General features: G+C 71.2%; 16 protein-coding genes, 1 tRNA gene and 1 pseudogene. 13 read left to right on the top strand and 5 right to left on the bottom strand.

Features of this window, described 5'->3' with window-relative positions; all coding sequences use genetic code 11:
• Positions 1-112 precede the first annotated feature (112 nt).
• The 6 genes from AC2W7E_RS09590 to AC2W7E_RS09565 all read left to right on the top strand — a co-directional run bounded on the left by AC2W7E_RS09590 (position 113) and on the right by AC2W7E_RS09565 (position 5,707).
• Positions 113-184 (top strand) — tRNA-Gln (locus tag AC2W7E_RS09590).
• A 1-nt stretch (position 185) separates the two neighbouring features.
• Positions 186-1,616 carry a bifunctional UDP-N-acetylglucosamine diphosphorylase/glucosamine-1-phosphate N-acetyltransferase GlmU gene (glmU, locus tag AC2W7E_RS09585; RefSeq protein ID WP_025105635.1) on the top strand — a complete coding sequence of 477 codons (1,431 nt, stop codon included), beginning with the start codon at positions 186-188 and terminating at the stop codon, positions 1,614-1,616.
• A gap of 7 nt (positions 1,617-1,623) precedes the next feature.
• Positions 1,624-2,658 (top strand): ribose-phosphate diphosphokinase, encoded by a 1,035-nt coding sequence (locus tag AC2W7E_RS09580; RefSeq protein WP_025105636.1) that lies wholly within the window; start codon positions 1,624-1,626, stop codon positions 2,656-2,658.
• Between the two features lie 92 nt (positions 2,659-2,750).
• Entirely contained in the window at positions 2,751-3,227 is a 477-nt protein-coding gene (locus tag AC2W7E_RS09575; protein WP_062636521.1) for an FMN-binding protein, read from the top strand.
• Positions 3,228-3,242: 15 nt separating this feature from the next.
• The gene (locus AC2W7E_RS09570; protein ID WP_485988996.1) at positions 3,243-4,136 is read left to right on the top strand and encodes an FAD:protein FMN transferase; all 894 of its coding nucleotides are present in this window, start codon (positions 3,243-3,245) and stop codon (positions 4,134-4,136) included.
• Positions 4,133-5,707 carry an FAD-dependent oxidoreductase gene (locus tag AC2W7E_RS09565; protein ID WP_485988995.1) on the top strand — a complete coding sequence of 525 codons (1,575 nt, stop codon included), beginning with the start codon at positions 4,133-4,135 and terminating at the stop codon, positions 5,705-5,707. The genes AC2W7E_RS09570 and AC2W7E_RS09565 overlap by 4 nt, the downstream gene beginning before the upstream one ends.
• Positions 5,708-5,965: 258 nt before the next feature.
• Here AC2W7E_RS09565 and AC2W7E_RS09560 read toward each other — a convergent pair whose 3' ends face one another.
• Both AC2W7E_RS09560 and AC2W7E_RS09555 read right to left on the bottom strand, forming a co-directional pair.
• Positions 5,966-7,453 (bottom strand): sensor histidine kinase, encoded by a 1,488-nt coding sequence (locus AC2W7E_RS09560; protein ID WP_485988994.1) that lies wholly within the window; start codon positions 7,451-7,453, stop codon positions 5,966-5,968.
• Between the two features lie 26 nt (positions 7,454-7,479).
• Positions 7,480-8,208 carry a response regulator transcription factor gene (locus tag AC2W7E_RS09555; RefSeq protein WP_025105641.1) on the bottom strand — a complete coding sequence of 243 codons (729 nt, stop codon included), beginning with the start codon at positions 8,206-8,208 and terminating at the stop codon, positions 7,480-7,482.
• A gap of 164 nt (positions 8,209-8,372) precedes the next feature.
• On the opposite strand from AC2W7E_RS09555, the gene AC2W7E_RS09550 reads away from it, so the two are divergent.
• From AC2W7E_RS09550 to AC2W7E_RS09540, 3 genes are all read left to right on the top strand, one after another.
• Positions 8,373-9,839 carry an ABC transporter permease gene (locus tag AC2W7E_RS09550; RefSeq protein WP_485988993.1) on the top strand — a complete coding sequence of 489 codons (1,467 nt, stop codon included), beginning with the start codon at positions 8,373-8,375 and terminating at the stop codon, positions 9,837-9,839.
• Positions 9,840-9,886: 47 nt separating this feature from the next.
• Positions 9,887-10,606, top strand: a complete 720-nt coding sequence (locus AC2W7E_RS09545) for an ABC transporter ATP-binding protein (protein WP_485989048.1) — start codon at positions 9,887-9,889, stop codon at positions 10,604-10,606.
• Between the two features lie 76 nt (positions 10,607-10,682).
• On the top strand, positions 10,683-11,933 hold the full coding sequence (locus AC2W7E_RS09540) for an FAD-binding oxidoreductase (RefSeq protein WP_485988992.1): 1,251 nt from the start codon (positions 10,683-10,685) through the stop codon (positions 11,931-11,933).
• Between the two features lie 51 nt (positions 11,934-11,984).
• On the opposite strand, the pseudogene gndA reads toward AC2W7E_RS09540, so the two are convergent.
• Positions 11,985-13,393, bottom strand: a pseudogene (gndA, locus tag AC2W7E_RS09535) (NADP-dependent phosphogluconate dehydrogenase).
• 208 nt (positions 13,394-13,601) lie between these two features.
• Between gndA and AC2W7E_RS09530 the strand changes: the two are divergent.
• Together AC2W7E_RS09530 and AC2W7E_RS09525 are read left to right on the top strand one after the other, a co-directional pair.
• Complete coding sequence (locus AC2W7E_RS09530; RefSeq protein ID WP_374459402.1) at positions 13,602-14,660, top strand: D-2-hydroxyacid dehydrogenase; 1,059 nt, start codon at positions 13,602-13,604, stop codon at positions 14,658-14,660.
• A gap of 17 nt (positions 14,661-14,677) precedes the next feature.
• Positions 14,678-15,202 carry a gluconokinase gene (locus AC2W7E_RS09525; RefSeq protein WP_374459400.1) on the top strand — a complete coding sequence of 175 codons (525 nt, stop codon included), beginning with the start codon at positions 14,678-14,680 and terminating at the stop codon, positions 15,200-15,202.
• Here the strand turns inward: AC2W7E_RS09525 and AC2W7E_RS09520 are convergent.
• A complete protein-coding gene (locus tag AC2W7E_RS09520) occupies positions 15,187-15,312 on the bottom strand; it encodes a hypothetical protein (protein WP_255218687.1) in 126 nt (41 codons plus the stop codon). The two genes, AC2W7E_RS09525 and AC2W7E_RS09520, sit on opposite strands and share 16 nt — an antisense overlap.
• 224 nt (positions 15,313-15,536) lie before the next feature.
• Between AC2W7E_RS09520 and AC2W7E_RS09515 the strand changes: the two genes are divergently transcribed.
• Together AC2W7E_RS09515 and pth are read left to right on the top strand one after the other, a co-directional pair.
• Positions 15,537-16,154 (top strand): 50S ribosomal protein L25/general stress protein Ctc, encoded by a 618-nt coding sequence (locus AC2W7E_RS09515; RefSeq protein ID WP_025105648.1) that lies wholly within the window; start codon positions 15,537-15,539, stop codon positions 16,152-16,154.
• Between the two features lie 96 nt (positions 16,155-16,250).
• Entirely contained in the window at positions 16,251-16,832 is a 582-nt protein-coding gene (gene pth / locus AC2W7E_RS09510; protein ID WP_025105649.1) for an aminoacyl-tRNA hydrolase, read from the top strand.
• A gap of 21 nt (positions 16,833-16,853) precedes the next feature.
• On the opposite strand, the gene AC2W7E_RS09505 is transcribed toward pth, so the two are convergent.
• Positions 16,854-17,066, bottom strand: coding sequence for a hypothetical protein (locus AC2W7E_RS09505; RefSeq protein WP_485988991.1), 213 nt, complete (start codon positions 17,064-17,066; stop codon positions 16,854-16,856).
• Positions 17,067-17,185 lie beyond the last annotated feature (119 nt).

The following is a 17,185-nucleotide window of genomic DNA, read 5'->3' as shown; positions in this document are numbered from 1 at the left end:
ATCGCAGAGCGGTGTTTCGGGCGGATGACGGGCCGGCGCGACGCGAGTCGCACACACAGGAACGGAGACCGGGACGTGGCAGACTTATCGGGCGGCGCCCCGGGCGCCGCGGTCCGCCGTGGTGTAATGGCAGCACGACAGCCTTTGGAGCTGTGAGGTCTAGGTTCGAGTCCTGGCGGCGGAGCATGACTGGGAACAACCTCGCCATCGTCGTCCTCGCCGCGGGCCAAGGCACGCGCATGAAGTCGCGCCTGCCGAAGGTGCTGCACCGGATCAGCGGGCGGCCTCTGGTCGGACACGTGCTGACGACGGCCACCCGTCTGCAGCCGGCGCACATCGAGGTGGTCGTGCGCCATGAGCGCGATCAGGTCGTGGCGGCGCTGCGCGAGGACTACCCGGACGCGGTCTTCGTCGACCAGGACGACGTGCCGGGCACGGGCCGCGCCGTCCAGGTCGCGGTCGACGCGCTGCCCGCGGACTTCGACGGCGATGTGCTCGTGCTCTCCGGCGACTGCCCGCTGGCCGATGCCGAGACGCTCTCCACGTTCCTCGACGAGCACCGCGCCTCCGGAGCCCCGGCCACCCTCATGACCGCCCTCGTCGACGACCCCACCGGCTACGGACGGGTCATCCGCGACGCCGACGGCACGGTCGACCGGATCGTCGAGCAGAAGGACGCCACGGCGGAGGAGGCGGCGGTCAGCGAGATCAACGCCGGCATGTACGTGTTCCGCGCCGCCACGCTGCGCACCTACCTGCCGCGGATCGGCGTGGACAACGCCCAGGGCGAGATGTACCTGACCGACGTGCCCGGCCTCGTGCGTCGGGACGGCGACCGGGTCGCGGCGTCGATCGTGTCGGACGTCGAGGTCACGTTCGGGGTCAACGACCGCGCCCAGCTCGCCGAGGTCGGCCGTCGTCTGAACGCCCGCATCGTCCGTCGCTGGCAGCTCGAGGGCGTCACGATCGTCGACCCGGCGACCACCTGGATCGACGACGACGCCACGCTCGCCCCCGACGTCACGATCCTGCCGAACACGCAGATCCTGCGCGCGACGACGATCGCCGCGGGGGCGACGATCGGTCCGGACACCACTCTCGTCGACTGCGAGGTCGGGGAGGACGCGGTCGTCCGCCGGACCGACGCGACCCTGGCCGTGATCGGCGCCGAGGCGACCGTCGGCCCGTTCTCCTACCTCCGCGCCGGCACCGTGCTCGGCCCGAAGGGCAAGATCGGCGCTTACGTCGAGACGAAGAACGCGGAGATCGGCGAGGGCAGCAAGGTCCCGCACCTGTCGTACGTCGGTGATGCGACGATCGGCCGCGGCGTGAACCTCGGGGCGAGCACCATCACCGCCAACTACGACGACGTCAACAAGCACCGCACGGAGATCGGCGACGAGGTGCACACCGGCTCGCACACGGTGCTGGTCGCGCCCGTTAGGCTTGGTCCTGGTGCGAAGACCGGCGCCGGCGCCGTCGTCCGTAAGGACGTCCCGGCCGGTGCCCTGGCCATGAGCGTGGCCCCCCAGCGCAACATCGAGGGGTGGGTCGAGAAGAACAGAGCAGGGACGGGCGCGGCGGATGCCGCGGCCCGGGAGAATTCGGCGGAATAGGCGGAGCATGGCCCGGAAGAAGAAGACGGTCGACCTGGATCGCGACAACGGCGTGGCCCCCGGCCTCGTCGCCAAGACGAAGAAGCGTCTGGTCATCGCGGGTGGTCGATCGCATCCCGAGCTGACGGCGGCCGTCGCCGCGTCGCTCGGCACCGAGATCGCTCCGGTCGAGCACCGTACCTTCGCCTCCGGCGAGATCTACGCCCGCTTCGAGGTCTCGATCCGCGGCTGCGACCTCTTCCTCGTGCAGACCTTCGGCGAGCCGGTCAACGAGTGGCTCATGGAGACGCTCATCATGATCGACGCTGCCAAGCGCGCCTCGGCGAAGCGCATCACCGTCGTCGCGCCGTACTATCCGTATTCGCGTCAGGACAAGAAGGGCCGCGGCCGCGAGCCCATCAGCGCCCGCCTCGTCGCCGATCTGCTGAAGACGGCCGGCGCCGACCGCGTCATGAGCGTCGACCTGCACGCCGCTCAGATCCAGGGCTTCTTCGACGGCCCCGTCGACCACCTGTTCGCCAAGCCGGTGCTCCTCGACCACTTCGAGCGCACGCTCACGCCGGAGGACCGCGAGATCCTCACGGTGGTCTCTCCGGACATGGGCCGCGTGCGTGTGGCCGACACCTGGTCGGACAGCCTCGGCGCGCCGCTCGCGATCATCCACAAGCGCCGCGACCCGAAGGTCGCCAACCAGGTCTCCGTGCACGAGATCGTCGGCACCGTCGAGGGGCGCACCTGCCTCCTCGTCGACGACATGATCGACACCGGCGGCACGATCGTCAAGGCCGCGCAGGCGCTGAAGGCGAACGGCGCGCACCGCGTGATCGTCGCGGCGACCCACGCGATCTTCAGCGACCCGGCCTCCGAGCGGCTGCAGGACGCGGCGATCGACGAGGTCGTCGTCACGGACACCATCCCGCTCTCCGCGTCGCGTCGTTGGGAGAACCTCACGGTGCTGCCGATCGCGCCGCTGCTCGCGCGGGCGATCCATGAGGTCTTCGAAGACGGCTCCGTCACGAGCATGTTCGGCGGGGACGCGTAACTCATCGGGACGGCACAGCCCGCGCATAGCCCCGGTGCTTACGGTCGAGTCATCGACGGAAGAGTCGACCGACGACGACCACGGAGGACCCCATGATCCGCACGACCGTTCCGACCTCTGTCCGCACGGGCTCCGCCCTTCTCGGGATCGCGGGGCTGTTCGTCCTCGCCGGATGCTCGTCGACCGGCGACGCCGCAGACACCTCGACCGGCACCGACGAGACCGCGGGGTCGAGCACCTCGTCCTCCTCGAGCGGGGGTGACGCCTCCGGCACCTACACCGACGGCACGTACACCGCCGACGGCTCGTACCAGACTCCGGAGACGGTGGAGGAGATCACCGTCACGCTCACCCTCGCCGACGGCGTCGTGACGGAGGTCGAGGTGACCGGCGACCCGAAGGCTCCGGAGACCGAGCGGTACCAGGGCGAGTTCATCGACGGGATCGCCGACGAGGTCGTAGGGAAGCCGATCGACGAGCTGAACGTCAGCCGGGTCGCTGGATCCTCGCTCACGAGCGGCGGCTTCAACGATGCCGTGGCCTCCATCAAGGAGCAGGCCGCCGCCTAGGCGCGAGGCGTCCTCATGGGGGAGTGGCGATTCGAGGCGATCGGCACCGGGTGGGAGATCGAGACCGGTGCCGCGCTCACGGATGACGTCCGCGCGGCCGTGACCGCCGAGATCGAGCGCTTCGATCGCCTCTGGTCCCGCTTCCGAGACGACTCCGACGTGGTGCGTCTCGGCCGGTCGGGCGGTCGCCTGTCCTCGCCGGACGCGGGGCCGATGCTTGACGCCTATCGCGAGCTCGATGCCGCGACGGTCGGTGCGGTGAACCCCCTGGTCGCCGACAGCCTGGAGGCCCTGGGCTATGACGCCGCGTACTCGCTGCGGGCCGGGGAGCCCCGCCCCGCTCCCGCGTCCTGGACGTCCCTGCTGACCTGGTCGGCGGACACGGTCGAGGCGCACGCGCCCGCCTTCCTCGACGTGGGCGCCCTCGGCAAGGGCCGTCTCGTCGACCGGGTGATGGCGGTGCTGGCCGACGTCCCCGGGGACGTGGTCGTGGATGCCGGTGGGGACATCCGGGTGCGCGGCGCCGGCGTGCGGGTCGCTCTCGAGCACCCGTTCGATGCGCGGAAGGCGATCGGCGTCGTCGAGGTCACCGACGGCGCGCTGTGCGCATCGGCCGTCAATCGACGGGCCTGGGGTGAGGGCCTCCACCACGTGCTCGATGCGCGGACAGGACAGCCCGTCCGCACCTGGGCCGCGACGTGGGCACTCGCCCCGGAGACGATGAGGGCGGATGCCGTGGCCACCGCGCTTTTCTTCGACGGCGGCCCGGAGCTGGCCGCCCGCTGGGGCGTCGAATGGGTGCGCATGACCACCGACGGCCGTGTGCAGCGCTCGCCCGGCTGCCACGCCGAGCTCTTCACCGCAGCTCCTGCGCGAGCCGCCGGAACCGTGGGAGACAGGACACCATGACCACCGCCTTCGCCGCCGCCCGCCAGCGCGTCCTCGCCGTGCTCGGCTCACTGTCGATGTACCGTCTCGTGCTGTTCGCGCTGACGGCCCTCGCGCTCATCGCCCTCGTGCTGTCCCTGCTCGGGGCGATCGTCTCTCCGACGCCGATGGAGCTGGTGGCGTCCTTCCTCGTGCTCGCGGTCGTGATCTCGGCCGTGGACGCGGTCGCGCAGCGCCTGCTCCGCCTGCCCTGGCGCGTGGAGTCCTCACTCGTCACGGCGCTCATCCTCCTGTTCGTGCTGCGTCCCGGCATCGAGCCGTCGGCGCTGCTCGGCCTCGCCATCGCGGGCGCGGTGGCCAGCGTGTCCAAGTACCTCATCGCCTGGCGGGGGCGGCACATCTTCAACCCGGCGGCGTTCGGTGCCGCGGTCGTGTCGATCCTGGGGGCGTTCGGGGTGTTCGACTGGCTCGGCACCTCGTCCTCCTGGTGGGTCGGCACGCCGGTGCTCGTGATCCCCGTCGTCCTCCTCGGGCTCGCCGTGCTCTGGCGTACGGAGAAGGTCGGGGTCGTCCTGCTCTTCCTCGTCGTCGCCGTCGCCACCTCGATCGTGCGGCAGGCGGTGCAGGCCGTGCAGTTCGACGTGGCCTTCGACGTCGTGACGGCGCTGTCGTTCGCGGTGCTCCAGTCGCCGTTCCTCTTCCTCGGCGCGTTCATGCTGTCGGAGCCCTTGACGCTCCCGCCGCGTCGTCGGCAGCAGCTCGTCGTCGCCGTCGTGGTGGGCGTGCTCGCGGGGTGGCCGATCTCGGTGGCCGGTCTGTTCACGCTCGGGCAGGAGCGCGCTCTGCTCATCGGGAACCTCGTGGCCTTCGCGTTCGCGCTCCGCGGGTCCGTGCGTCTCGTCCTCGAGAGTCGCACCTCCGTGACGCCGACCGCCCAGGAGCTCACCTTCCGGGCGAAGGGCCGCGTGCGGTTCCTCCCCGGGCAGTATCTCGAGCTCGACGTGCCGCACCGACGGCCGGACGCGCGGGGGACGCGCCGCGAGTTCAGCATCGTGTCCGCTCCGGCCGACCTTCCGACCCTTCGCATCGCGTACAAGAACGGCGACCAGCAGCACCCGTCGAGCTACAAGCGGGCTCTCGCGGCGGCCGAGCCCGGTGCGACGTTCGCCGTGACCGGAACCTGGGGCGACTTCATCCTCCCGCGCGGCGAGCAGCCGGTGCTCATGGTCGCGGCCGGCATCGGCGTGACCCCGTTCGTGTCGCAGCTCCGGCAGCTCCAGGCGACGGGGGAGCGGCGCGACATCGTCCTCGTCTACGTGGCGTCCTCGGCGGAAGAGCTCGCCTTCCGTGACGAGCTCGCCGCGACGGGTGTGCGCGCGGTCGTGTTCACCCGCGACCAGCCGGCCGGCCTCCCCGCGCACTGGACCTGGGCGCAGGGGGCCCGCCTGGACGCGGAGACCCTGGAGCACGCGGTGGGGGACCTCTCGGCGCGGCACGCCTTCATCTCCGGGCCGCCGCGGCTCATCGCCGACCTCGCGCCCGCGCTGCAGAAGGCCCGTTCCCTCACCACGGACGCCTTCGCCGGCTACTGACCCGGATCGTCCTCCGTCCCCCCGGCCCGGGGACGCTGCGACACCTGCACGACCCCGCGACACCCGCACGACCGAATCCCCGGTCTCGTCGTGCATCCGCCCCCGGATCGTGCCGACGGGATGGGTGCACGACCGGGGGACACCTGACCGGCCGGGACACCTGCACGACTGGGGGACGGGTGCACGAAGGTGTGAACGGATCAGTCGTGCGGGCGGGTTCCGGTCGTGCAGCTGAACGGGGTAGAAGGAACCCCCGGGTCAGACGTCGGGGGTCTCGCCGGGAGGAGTCATCGGGATCCGGACCGTGAAGGTCGTGTCGCCGGGCTCGCTGTCGACCGAGATGCGGCCGTGGTGGCCCTCCACGATGGCCTTGACGATCGCGAGACCGAGCCCGGTCCCTCCGGTCTGCCGGGCGCGGGAGCTGTCCCCGCGGGCGAAACGGGCGAAGAGCTCGTCGCGGAGGGCGGGATCGATCCCCGGGCCGTCGTCGTGCACGCGGAGCACGGCCTCGTCGCCCTCCCGGGCCACGCTCAGCGTCACCGTGGTCCCCGCGGGGGTGTGGGTCCTGGCATTGGCCAGCAGGTTCGCGACGACCTGATGCAGCCGCCCGGCATCCCCGAGGACGGTGACCGGCTCGTCCGGCACCTCGATGTTCCAGTGATGGTCGGCCGCGGTCGGCCGCGCGTCGGAGAGGCCCTCGAGGGCGAGCTGGGCGAGGTCGACCGTGCCGTACACGAGCTCGCGGCCCTCGTCGAGGCGGGCCAGGAGCAGGAGGTCCTCCACGAGCCGCGTCATCCGCAGCGACTGCGCCTGGATGCGCTCCAGGGAGGAGGTCGTGCCCTCGATGACCGCGTCTTCCTTCGTCGCCTCCGGTGCCTGACGCAGTGCCCGCAAGGAGAGCTCCGAGTAGCCGCGGATCGAGGCCAGGGGCGTACGCAGCTCATGGCTCGCGTCGGCGACGAACCGGCGCATCTGCTCCTCGTTCTTCTGCCGCGCCGAGAGGGACGTGTCCACGTGGTCGAGGAGCTTGTTGAGCGCGGCGCCGACGAGCCCGGTCTCCGTCCGCGGATCGGCCTCGCTCGCCGGCACGCGTTCGGTGATGCTGACCTCGCCGCGGTCGAGCTGCTGATTGGCGACCCTCGTCGCGGTCGCCGCAACCGCCCGCAGTGGCCGCAGCCCGACACGGATCGTGACCGCCGTCGTCAGGGCGAGGAGGATCAGGCCGCCCGCCGTCGCGAGCAGGATCACGGTGAGGAGCTGCGTGAGCTGATGCTGGATGTCGTCGCGCGGGAGCCCGGTGACGACGACGACGCCGTTGCTCGCGGTGGTCGCGACGACCCGATACGAGCCGAGACCGTCGAAGGAGACCGTCGCAGGGGTCCCGAGTGCGACCGTTCCGTAGAGCTGCTGCAGCTGACCGGGGGTGAGCGGCTGCGGCGTGCTGTTCAGCGCCCCGCGGCTGTCCTCGAAGGCGACGCCGCTCGGTCCCGCGATGGGGCTGCCGAGCGACAGCAGAAGTCCGGGCATGGGGTCCAGGCGATACAGGATGTTGTCGACGGTGGCCTCGGACGGTGCGATGCCCTCCACGATCCGATCCCGGATCGTCGCGGCGTAGCTCTTCACCTTGTTGTCGAGCTGGTCCTCGAGCGTGCTGCCGAGGGTGGCGCTGGTGATGACGGCGACGATGACGAGGATCAGCGACACGAACCCGATCACCGCGGTCATCAGCCGCGTCTGCAGGCTCATGGGCCGTCGCGTCACCGTCGCTCCGCTCACTGCGGGGCCTTGATCATGTAGCCGACGCCGCGCACGGTGTGCAGGAGGGGCGTGCGCCCGGCGTCGATCTTCTTCCGGAGGTAGGAGATGTAGAGCTCCACGACCGACGACTTGCCGCCGAAGTCGTAGCTCCAGACGCGGTCCAGGATCTGCGCCTTGGACAGCACCCGGCGCTCGTTGCGCATGAGGTAGCGCAGCAGTTCGAACTCGGTCGCGGTCAGCTCGATCTCCACGCCGTCCCGGACGACCTCGTGGCTGTCCTCGTTGAGCGTGAGATCGGCGACCCGGAGGATCGACTGCCCGTCGTCGGCGCTGGCGTGTCCGGTGCGCCGGATGATCGCGCGGAGCCGGGCGATCACCTCCTCCAGGCTGAAGGGCTTGGTCACGTAGTCGTCGCCCCCGGCGGTGAGCCCGGCGACGCGGTCGCCCACGGCATCCTTGGCCGTGAGGAAGAGGACGGGGACGAGATTGCCCGCTTCGCGGAGACGCTTGAGCACGGCCATCCCGTCGAGGTCGGGCATCATGATGTCGAGCACGAGGGCGTCCGGCTCGAACTCCTTCGCGACCTGGATCGCCTCGAGACCGGAGGAGGCGGTGCGCACCTCCCAGCCCTCCATGCGCAGGGCCATCGCGAGCAGATCGGTGAGCATCTGCTCGTCGTCCACGGCGAGGATGCGCAAAGGGGAGCCGTCGGGGCGGCGCAGTTCGGGCAGGTCGCTGGTCATGCCTCTATTCTGCGGAACTTCCTATGTGATTTCTATGGAGCGGGCTATGGGTTCTCTGGGAGATGTCCGCCTCATAGAACCCTCATCATCCGTCCCTCGAATCCGCATAACGGCCGTCCCTAGCGTCGGTTCCGCGCCGCGATCGTCGCGGCGGGAGGAGAGACATGTACGGACGATATCTGCGGCGCGAACTCGCGGGCCGCAAGAAGCAGACGGCGATCGTGGCCATCGGTCTCGCGATCGCGATCGGACTCGTGATCGTGGTGAACGCCCTGACGACCGGTGTGCGCGACGCCCAGGCGCAGTCGCTCGCGGCGGTGTACGGGGTCGGGACGGATCTCACCGTCACGGGTGCCGCCGCGGAACCGGGCGACGGGACGGGGCCGCGGTTCGAGTTCGACGAGGACGCGGGGGAGAGCGACGGCGAGACCACGACCCTGGAGCAGTCGACCCTGCGCACGGACTTCGGCCGGACGACGCTCGATGCGGCGGTGCTGGACACGGTGGCCGGTACCGACGGCGTCGCCGCCGCGACCGGTGCGCTGAGCCTGACGAACTCGACCTTCTCCGGTGAGCTGCCGAGCGGCGGCTTCGGCGGGCAGGACGGTGCGGAGGGCGGCGAGGCGCCCGCGGAGGGCCAGGCTCCTCCGCAGGGTGGCGGCGGGGGTGGAGGCGGTGCTTTCGGCATCGACTCGTTCACCGTCCTGGGCATCGACCCGTCCGCGTCGGAGGTCGGCCCGCTGGCCTCCGCCGCGATCGGCGAGGGGCGTGGGCTGGACACCGATGACAGCGGAGCGCTCGTCGCGCTGGTGGACAGCACGTACGCCGCGAGCGAGGACATCGCCGTCGGCGACACCCTGGACGTCGCGGGCTCCGACGTCGAGGTCGTCGGCCTCCTCACGTCGGCGTCGGATGCCGCAGACACCGCGGCGGATGTCTACCTCCCGCTCGACACCGCGCAGGAGCTGGCCGGGGTGGAGGACGTGATCTCCACGGTGTACGTGCAGGCGGATTCGGCGGCGTCCATCGACGAGGTGCAGACGGCCCTGGCGGAGGAGCTTCCCGACGCCACCGTCTCCTCGCAGTCCGAGCTCGCCGCGACCGTGTCCGGCTCGCTCTCGAACGCGACGGCGCTCGTCACGAACCTCGGCACCTGGCTGTCGATCATCGTCCTCGCCGTCGCCGTGCTGCTCTCGGTGCTCCTCACCCTCTCCGGCGTCGGCCGCCGCACCCGCGAGTTCGGCACCCTGAAGGCGATGGGGTGGTCGAACGGCCGCGTCGTGCGCCAGGTCGCCGGGGAGTCGATGGTGCAGGGACTCCTCGGAGGAGCGGCAGGTCTCGTGCTCGGCCTCGCCGGGATCCTGATCATCACCGTCGCGCAGCCGACCGTGGCCGCCGGCTCCGCGGCCGTCGGCGGAGGCCCGGAGGGAGGAGGCGGCTTCGGCGGCCCCGGCGGCATGGCCCCGGGCGCGGAGACCGCCACCGACATCGTGCTGCAGGCACCGCTGACCCCCTGGGTGCTCGTCGCCGCCGTGGGCCTCGCCGTGCTGGGCGGGCTCGTCGCCGGCGCCTTCGGAGGCTGGCGGGCGGCGCGGCTGAGCCCCGCCGAGGCCCTGCGGTCCGTCGCATGAGCGGCGTCGCGAACCACACAGGAGAGAAGGAGACCGAGATGACCACGATGACGGATTCCGAGGCCCGCGTTCCGGCCTCGTCGGCGGCGACCCCGCTGTACCGGGCGACGGGCGTCACCCGCACCTATACGCGGAGGGGACGGAGGGTGACGGCACTCACCGGCGTCGACCTGGAGATCATGCCCGGCGCCTTCGTCACGATCCAGGGGCCGACCGGAGGGGGCAAGTCGACGCTGCTGCAACTACTGGGGGCGCTCGACAGACCGACCTCCGGGACGCTGCAGCTGGACGGCCGTGAACTGTCGTCGGCCTCGCCGTCGGAGCTGGGACGGATCCGCGCGCAGGAGATCGGATTCGTCTTCCAGGGGTTCAACCTGATCCCCACGCTGACGGCGGCGGAGAACGTCGACATGGCCCTGGAGCCGCTCGGCATCGACCCGGCGGAACGACGCACCCGGGTCGCCGCCGCTCTCGCCCACGTCGGCCTGGCGGACCGCGGAGACCATCGTCCGGCGGAGCTGTCCGGTGGGCAGCAGCAGCGTGTCGCGATCGCGCGGGCGATCGTCAAGCGCCCCCGGGTGCTGCTCGCGGACGAGCCGACGGGCAACCTCGACGAGAGGATGCGCGACGAGATCCTCGACCTGCTGGAACGCCTCTGCGCGGAGGGCATCACGATGGTCGTCGTCACGCACGACTCCGCGGTGGCGCGGCGGGCGACGAAACGGCTGCGTCTGACGCAGGGGACGGTGAGGGACATCACCCGATAGCGGGCGGCGCGGGGGAGGGGCGGACGGTGGGCCGCCCCTCTTCCCCGATGTCCGACCCCGGGTCTACCGTGTGCTCATGGTCGACCACGTCGAATCCGCACAGCCCACCGTCCACCGTCCCTCCACCGTCTCCGAGGTCGCCGCGCTCGTCCGCGCCGCCGCGCAGGAGGCTGTCCCCCTGACCGTCGTCTCCGGCGGACACGGGCCCTGGTCCCACGCCTCCGCTCCCGGTCTGCGGCTCGAACTCGGGGAGCTCTCCTCGATCGAGGTCGACGGCACCGCTGTGCGCATCGGTGGCGGTGCGGTCTGGGGCGATGTCGCGACAGCCCTCGCCGGCCACGGCCTCGCCCTGAGCTCCGGCGACACGGCCAGCGTCGGTGTCGGCGGCCTCACGCTCGGCGGCGGCATCGGCTGGATGGTGCGCGCCTGGGGCCTCGCCGTCGATCAGCTCGTCGGCGCCCAGGTCGTCACCGCGAGCGGAGACGTGGTGGAGGTGTCTGCCACGCAGCATCCCGACCTGTTCTGGGCGCTGCGCGGCGGTGGCGGCAACTTCGGCATCGTCACCCGTTTCGACTTCGACGCGCATCGCCTGCCGGGGATCGCGCTGGCCGAGTCCGTCGTCGACGGCGACGCGACCGCCGTGCTCCGGGCCGCGCGCGAACTCCTCCGCGACGCCCCGCGCGAGCTCACCGTCACGTACATGGGCGTGCCGCCCATGGACCCGAGTGCTCCGGCCGATGCCCGGCTGACCTCCGTATGGGCGGCGCCCGACCCGGAAGCGCTGCGCGTGGAACTGGCGCCGATCACCGCGCTCGACGGTGTCACGACGGAGATCACCGAGCCCGCCTACCGGGACATCCTGATGGAGATGCCGCAGCCCGAGGGCGGCGAGGCCCCCGCCCCTCCCGGGTTCCTCGGCGGGAACGGTCTCGTCGCCGATCTCGACGACGAGACGATCGATCGGCTGGTGGCCTATCGGCGGGAGTACCCCGCCTCGGTCGTCTTCCTCCGGTCCCTCGGCGGGGCGTTCGGCGACGTGCAGCAGGAGGAGACGGCCTTCCCGGCGCGCAGCGCCACGTGGTTCGTCATGGCCGGTGCCTTCGACGTCCCCGGGATGCTCGACGAGCAGCAGCGTGAGAAGGCCGCCGCCGACGCGCAGCGGATCGTCGGGCGCCGCCTCGCCGAGTACAGCAACTTCGTCGACCGCGAGCGGCCGGACGCGGTGTCCGGGATGTACGACGGCGACGGCTACGCGCGTCTGCGGGCGGTGAAGGCGCAGTGGGACCCGCAGAACGTGTTCCGCCGCAACCACAACATCCTCGTCTGACGCACGAAGGGCCGGGCACCCTGCGGTGCCCGGCCCTTCGAAGACCCGAGGTCAGTGCGTGTCTTCGGCCTCGATCTCGGAGCGGTCGCCCGACCACAGCGTGTGGAAGGTGCCCTCCTTGTCGATGCGCTTGTAGGTGTGCGCACCGAAGAAGTCGCGCTGGCCCTGCACGAGAGCGGCCGGGAGGCGGTCGGCGCGGATGCCGTCGTAGTACGACAGCGACGACGAGAACGCCGGAGCCGGGATGCCGGACTGCGCCGCCGTGACCACCACGCGGCGCCATGCCGCCTGGCCGCGGGTGAGCGCCTCGGCGAAGTACGGAGCCGTCATCAGCACCGGCAGGTCGGGGGTCTCGGCGTAGGCGTCCGCGATCCGGTTCAGGAACTGTGCACGGATGATGCAGCCGCCGCGCCAGATCTTGGAGATCGCACCGAGATCGATGTTCCAGCCGTACTCGGCGGCACCGGCGCGGATCTCGTCGAAGCCCTGCGAGTAGGCGACGATCTTGGAGGCGTAAAGCGCCAGGCGGACGTCCTCGACGAAGGCGTCGACCTCGTCGGCCGGGACCGTGAACTCCTCGTCCGGGCCAGGAAGCGCCGCGGCGACCGCGCGCTGCTCGGGGTGCGAGGAGAGGGAGCGGGCGAAGGTCGCCTCGGCGATACCCGAGACCGGCACGCCCAGGGAGAGCGCGGTCTGCACGGTCCAGGCGCCGGTGCCCTTCGCGCCGGCCTGGTCCAGGATGACGTCGACCAGCGGCTTGCCGGTGGACGCGTCGACCTGCCGCAGCACCTCGGCGGTGATCTCGATGAGGTACGACTCCAGCTCGCCGCGGTTCCACTCGGCGAAGATCTCGGCGATCTCCGCGGGCGTCTTGCCGGTGCCGCGCCGGATGAGGTCGTACGCCTCGGCGATGAGCTGCATGTCGGCGTACTCGATGCCGTTGTGCACCATCTTGACGAAGTGGCCGGCGCCGTCGTGGCCGACGTGCGTCACGCAGGGCTCGCCCTCGGCGACCGCGGCGATGGACTTCAGGATGGGCCCGAGCGTGACCCAGGACTCGTCGGAGCCGCCCGGCATGATCGAGGGGCCGGTGAGGGCCCCCTCCTCGCCGCCGGAGATGCCGGCGCCGACGAAGTTGATGCCGGTCTCGCGGACGGCCTTCTCGCGGCGGATGGTGTCCGGGAAGTAGGCGTTGCCGCCGTCGACGATGATGTCGCCCGGCTCGAAGACCTCGACGAGAGAGTCGATCACGGCGTCGGTCGAGCTCCGGCCTTGACCATGATGATGGCGGTACGCGGCTTCTGCAGCGAATCGGCGAACTCCTGGTAGGTCTTCGCCGGGATGAAGCCCGCCTCGGGATGCTCGTCGAGGAGGGTCTGCGTCTTCTCGTAGCTGCGGTTGAAGATCGCCACGGTGTTGCCCTCGCGGCTCGCGAGGTTGCGGGCGAGGTTCGACCCCATGACGGCGAGTCCGACGACTCCGATGTTCGCTGATGCTTCGGGCACGGAAGGCTCCTCGATCGTGAAGAAGGGTTGAGTTCAGCGTATCGCTGTAGGGCGGATCGAGGCGCACCCGTGACGCGACCCGGTCATCGTCCGCGGTGCCGGGCGGCCGGGACGCTCGGGACCTCTACGCTGAGGAGAGCACAGGAGCTGGAGGGAGTCGGTCGTGACGGAGTCCGAGAAGAAGGTCCGCGCCGTCGTCGCGGTGCCGTTGGCGGAGGAGCTGTGCGGGCTTATCGAAGAGCTCGAGCCGCGGCTCGAGGTCGTCCACGATGCGGCGCTCGTGCCTCCTATGCGCGGCCCTGCCGACTGGTCGGGAGACCCGGAATTCAGCCGGACCCCGGAACAGCAGCGCGCGTTCGACGATCTCGTCGACTCCGCGGACGTGCTCTTCGGCATCCCCGATGTCGACCCGCAGGCGCTGGCGCGGACGGTATCCGCCAATCCGGGACTGCGCTGGGTCATGACCACGGCGGCCGGGGGCGGCAGCACCGTCAAGGCGGCGGGACTCGACCGCGCCGACCTCGACCGCATCGTCTTCACCACCAGCGCGGGCGTCCACGGCGGAACGCTGGCCGAGTTCGCGCTCTTCGCGGTGCTCGCCGGGGCGAAGGACCTCCCGCGGCTGCTCGACGACCAGCGGAAGCGCACCTGGCCCGACCGCTGGGAGATGCGTCAGGTCGACGAGATGACCGTGCTCGTCGTCGGACTCGGCGGCATCGGCGCGGAGTGCGCCCGCCGTTTCCACGCGCTCGGCGCCCGGGTGTGGGGAACCAGCCGCTCCGGCCGCGCGGTCGAGGGTGTCGACCGTCTCATCGCGCCCGACGAGCTCGTGGACGCGGTGGGCGAGGTCGACGCGATCGTCGTCACGCTGCCGGGCACGGAGCAGACCAGGCATCTCATCGGGGAGGAGGTCCTCCGGGCCGTGAAGCCCGGGGTCATCCTCACCAACGTCGGACGCGGCAGCGTCGTCGACGAGACGGCGCTTCTCGCCGCGCTCGACGATGGCCGCGTCGGCTTCGCCGGGCTGGACGTCTTCGAGCAGGAGCCGCTGCCCGCCGACTCGCCGCTCTGGACGCACCCCCGCGTCCTCGTCAGCCCGCACACGGCGGCTCTGAGCTCGAAGGAGGAGGAGCGCATCGCACGGAGGTTCGCCGAGAACGCCACCCGGCTGCTCGACGGCCGGGAGCTGCGTGCCGTGGTCGACACGGTCGAGTTCTACTGAGCCGGGAGGCGACGGGCATGAGCGTGCGCATCGTCGTGATGGGGCCCAGCGGCTCCGGGAAGTCGACGGTGGGCGCGGCGCTGGCCGAGGACCTCGGGGCGCGCTTCGTGGACGGGGACGACCTGCATCCGCTCACCAACGTCGAGAAGATGGCGGCGGGCATCCCTCTCGACGACGACGACCGGATGCCGTGGCTCCGCGTGGTCGGACGGACGCTCGCCGCCGAGACGCGCATCGTCGTCGCCTGTTCGGCCCTGCGCCGGCACTACCGGGACGCCATCAGGGCGGAGGCGCCGAACGCCGTCTTCGTCGAGCTCGGGGTGGCTCGGGAGACGCTCGCACGACGGCTGGGCGACCGGCCCGATCACTTCATGCCGGCCGCGCTGCTCGGTTCCCAGCTCGACGCGTGGGAACCGCTGCGGGACGACGAGGTCGGGCTCCGCGTCGATGCCGCGCTTCCGCTGAGGCGCGAGGTGGCGGCGATCCGGAAGGCGCTCATCGCGATCACGAGAGCGCCGGGGGACGCTCAGTCCTTGCGGTAGCCCGAGCGGCCGAGGGAGAACAGGGCGGCGCCGGTCGCGACGGCGGCGCACAGCGACATGGCGCCGATCACCCAGAGGAGGACGTGAGAGAGGAACGCGGCGTCGAGCATGGAGGTACTCCGAATTTCTGCAGAGGGGACCGGTGTCCTCAGCCTATCGGGTCATCCGGTACCATGGAGTCGTACCTCGGCGAGGGACGCTTCTGCGCGTGCGCGGACGTCCGTGATCGACGCGGCGAAGCAAGCCCGGTGGCTTTCCTCACGCGTCCGCGTTCGAGTCCACAATTCCAAGACCACCGCGCGGCGCCTTCGCTGCGTGCCCGAAGGAGAACCTCATGTCTGAAGACACCACGGTCCACGCCGAGCTGCGCAGCAGCTTCGGCAAGGGCTTCGCCCGTCGTCTGCGCGCCGCCGGCAAGATCCCCGCGGTCATCTACGGCCACGGCACCGAGCCCGTGCACGTCGCGCTGCCGGGTCACCAGGTCTCCCTGATCATCCGCCGCGCCAACGCGCTGCTCGACCTCGACATCGAGGGCACCTCGCAGCTCGCCCTCGTCAAGGACGTGCAGAAGGACCCGGTGCACCAGATCATCGAGCACATCGACCTCCTGGTCGTGAAGAAGGGTGAGAAGGTCGCCATCGACGTCCCCGTCGTCGTGACCGGCGAGCCGGCCCCCGGCACCATCGTCAACCTCGACGCCACGACCATCCAGGTCGAGGCCGAGGCCACGCACATCCCCGAGAACATCGAGGTCTCGGTCGAGGGTCTCGAGGAGGGCGCGCACATCACCGCCGCCGACGTCACCCTCCCGAAGGGCTCGACGCTCCTCACCGACGCCGAGGTCCTCGTGGTCGCCATCTCCGTCCCGGCCGCTCCGGTCGAGGACGAGGAGACCGAGGGCGAGTCCGCCGAGGGTGCCGCCGAGGCGTCCGAGGAGGCCGCCGCGGAGTGATCTCCGCCTGCTTCATCACGGAGGGGACGCGATCGGATCGCGTCCCCTCCGTCGTATCCTGACCGGGGCGACGGCTCCGGCGAGAGAGGACGAGGAATGGCAGCGACCTGGCTCGTGGTCGGTCTCGGCAACCCCGGACCCCGCTACGAAGCGACCCGCCACAACATCGGCCAGATGGTCGTCGACGAGCTCGCAGCCCGCCGCGGCGAGAGCTTCCGGGAGCACAAGGGGGGCGCGCGGGTCGTGGAGACCTGGCTCCGCCCCGGCGCCGACAAGCTCGTGCTCGCGAAGCCGAACACGTTCATGAACGTCTCGGGCACGCCCGTCGCGGCGCTCGCCCGGTTCTACTCCGTCCCCCTCGATCACGTGGTCGTCGTGCACGACGAGCTGGACATCCCGTTCGACACGGTCAAGCTCAAGACCGGGGGAGGCCACGGCGGGCACAACGGCGTCCGCGACATCGCGCGAGCGCTCACGAGCCCGGACTTCCCCCGGGTGCGCGTGGGCATCGGTCGCCCGGTGGGGCGTCAGGACCCGGCCGACTGGGTGCTCTCCCCGTTCGGCAAGGACGAGCGCGCGAACCTGCCCCTGCTCGTGGGCGACGCGGCCGACGCCGTCGAGCTCCTCGTCGACGAAGGACTTCTTGCCGCACAGCAGAAGCACCACGCCCCCCGCTGAGGTTCCGGCGCGCGCCGCGCGTCAGGTGGTGAAGGTGGCGTACCCCGCCGCCCCGCCGACGGCGAAAGCGGTGAAGACGGCGACGAAGAAGATGATCGCGCCGAGGACGGCGACGATGAGCGCGGCGATGCCCGCTCCGCGCCCCCGCTTCCGGCGGATCGCGATGATGCCGAGCACGATCGCGGCGATGCCGAACACCGTGCCGGCCCAGAAGGACAGCTCCGTCCACAGCACCTGGTCCCGCGCGGGGACAGGAACCCGAGATCGCTCGTGGAGCCGCTGACGCCCTGCGGGATGCGGCGGCCGACCTCGAAGGCGCTGACGCCGCCGATGATCGGCATGACGACGGCCGC

Source organism: Microbacterium sp. CFSPD4_SD4 (assembly GCF_057364585.1).
This window is presented reverse-complemented; position numbering and strand designations above follow the sequence as displayed.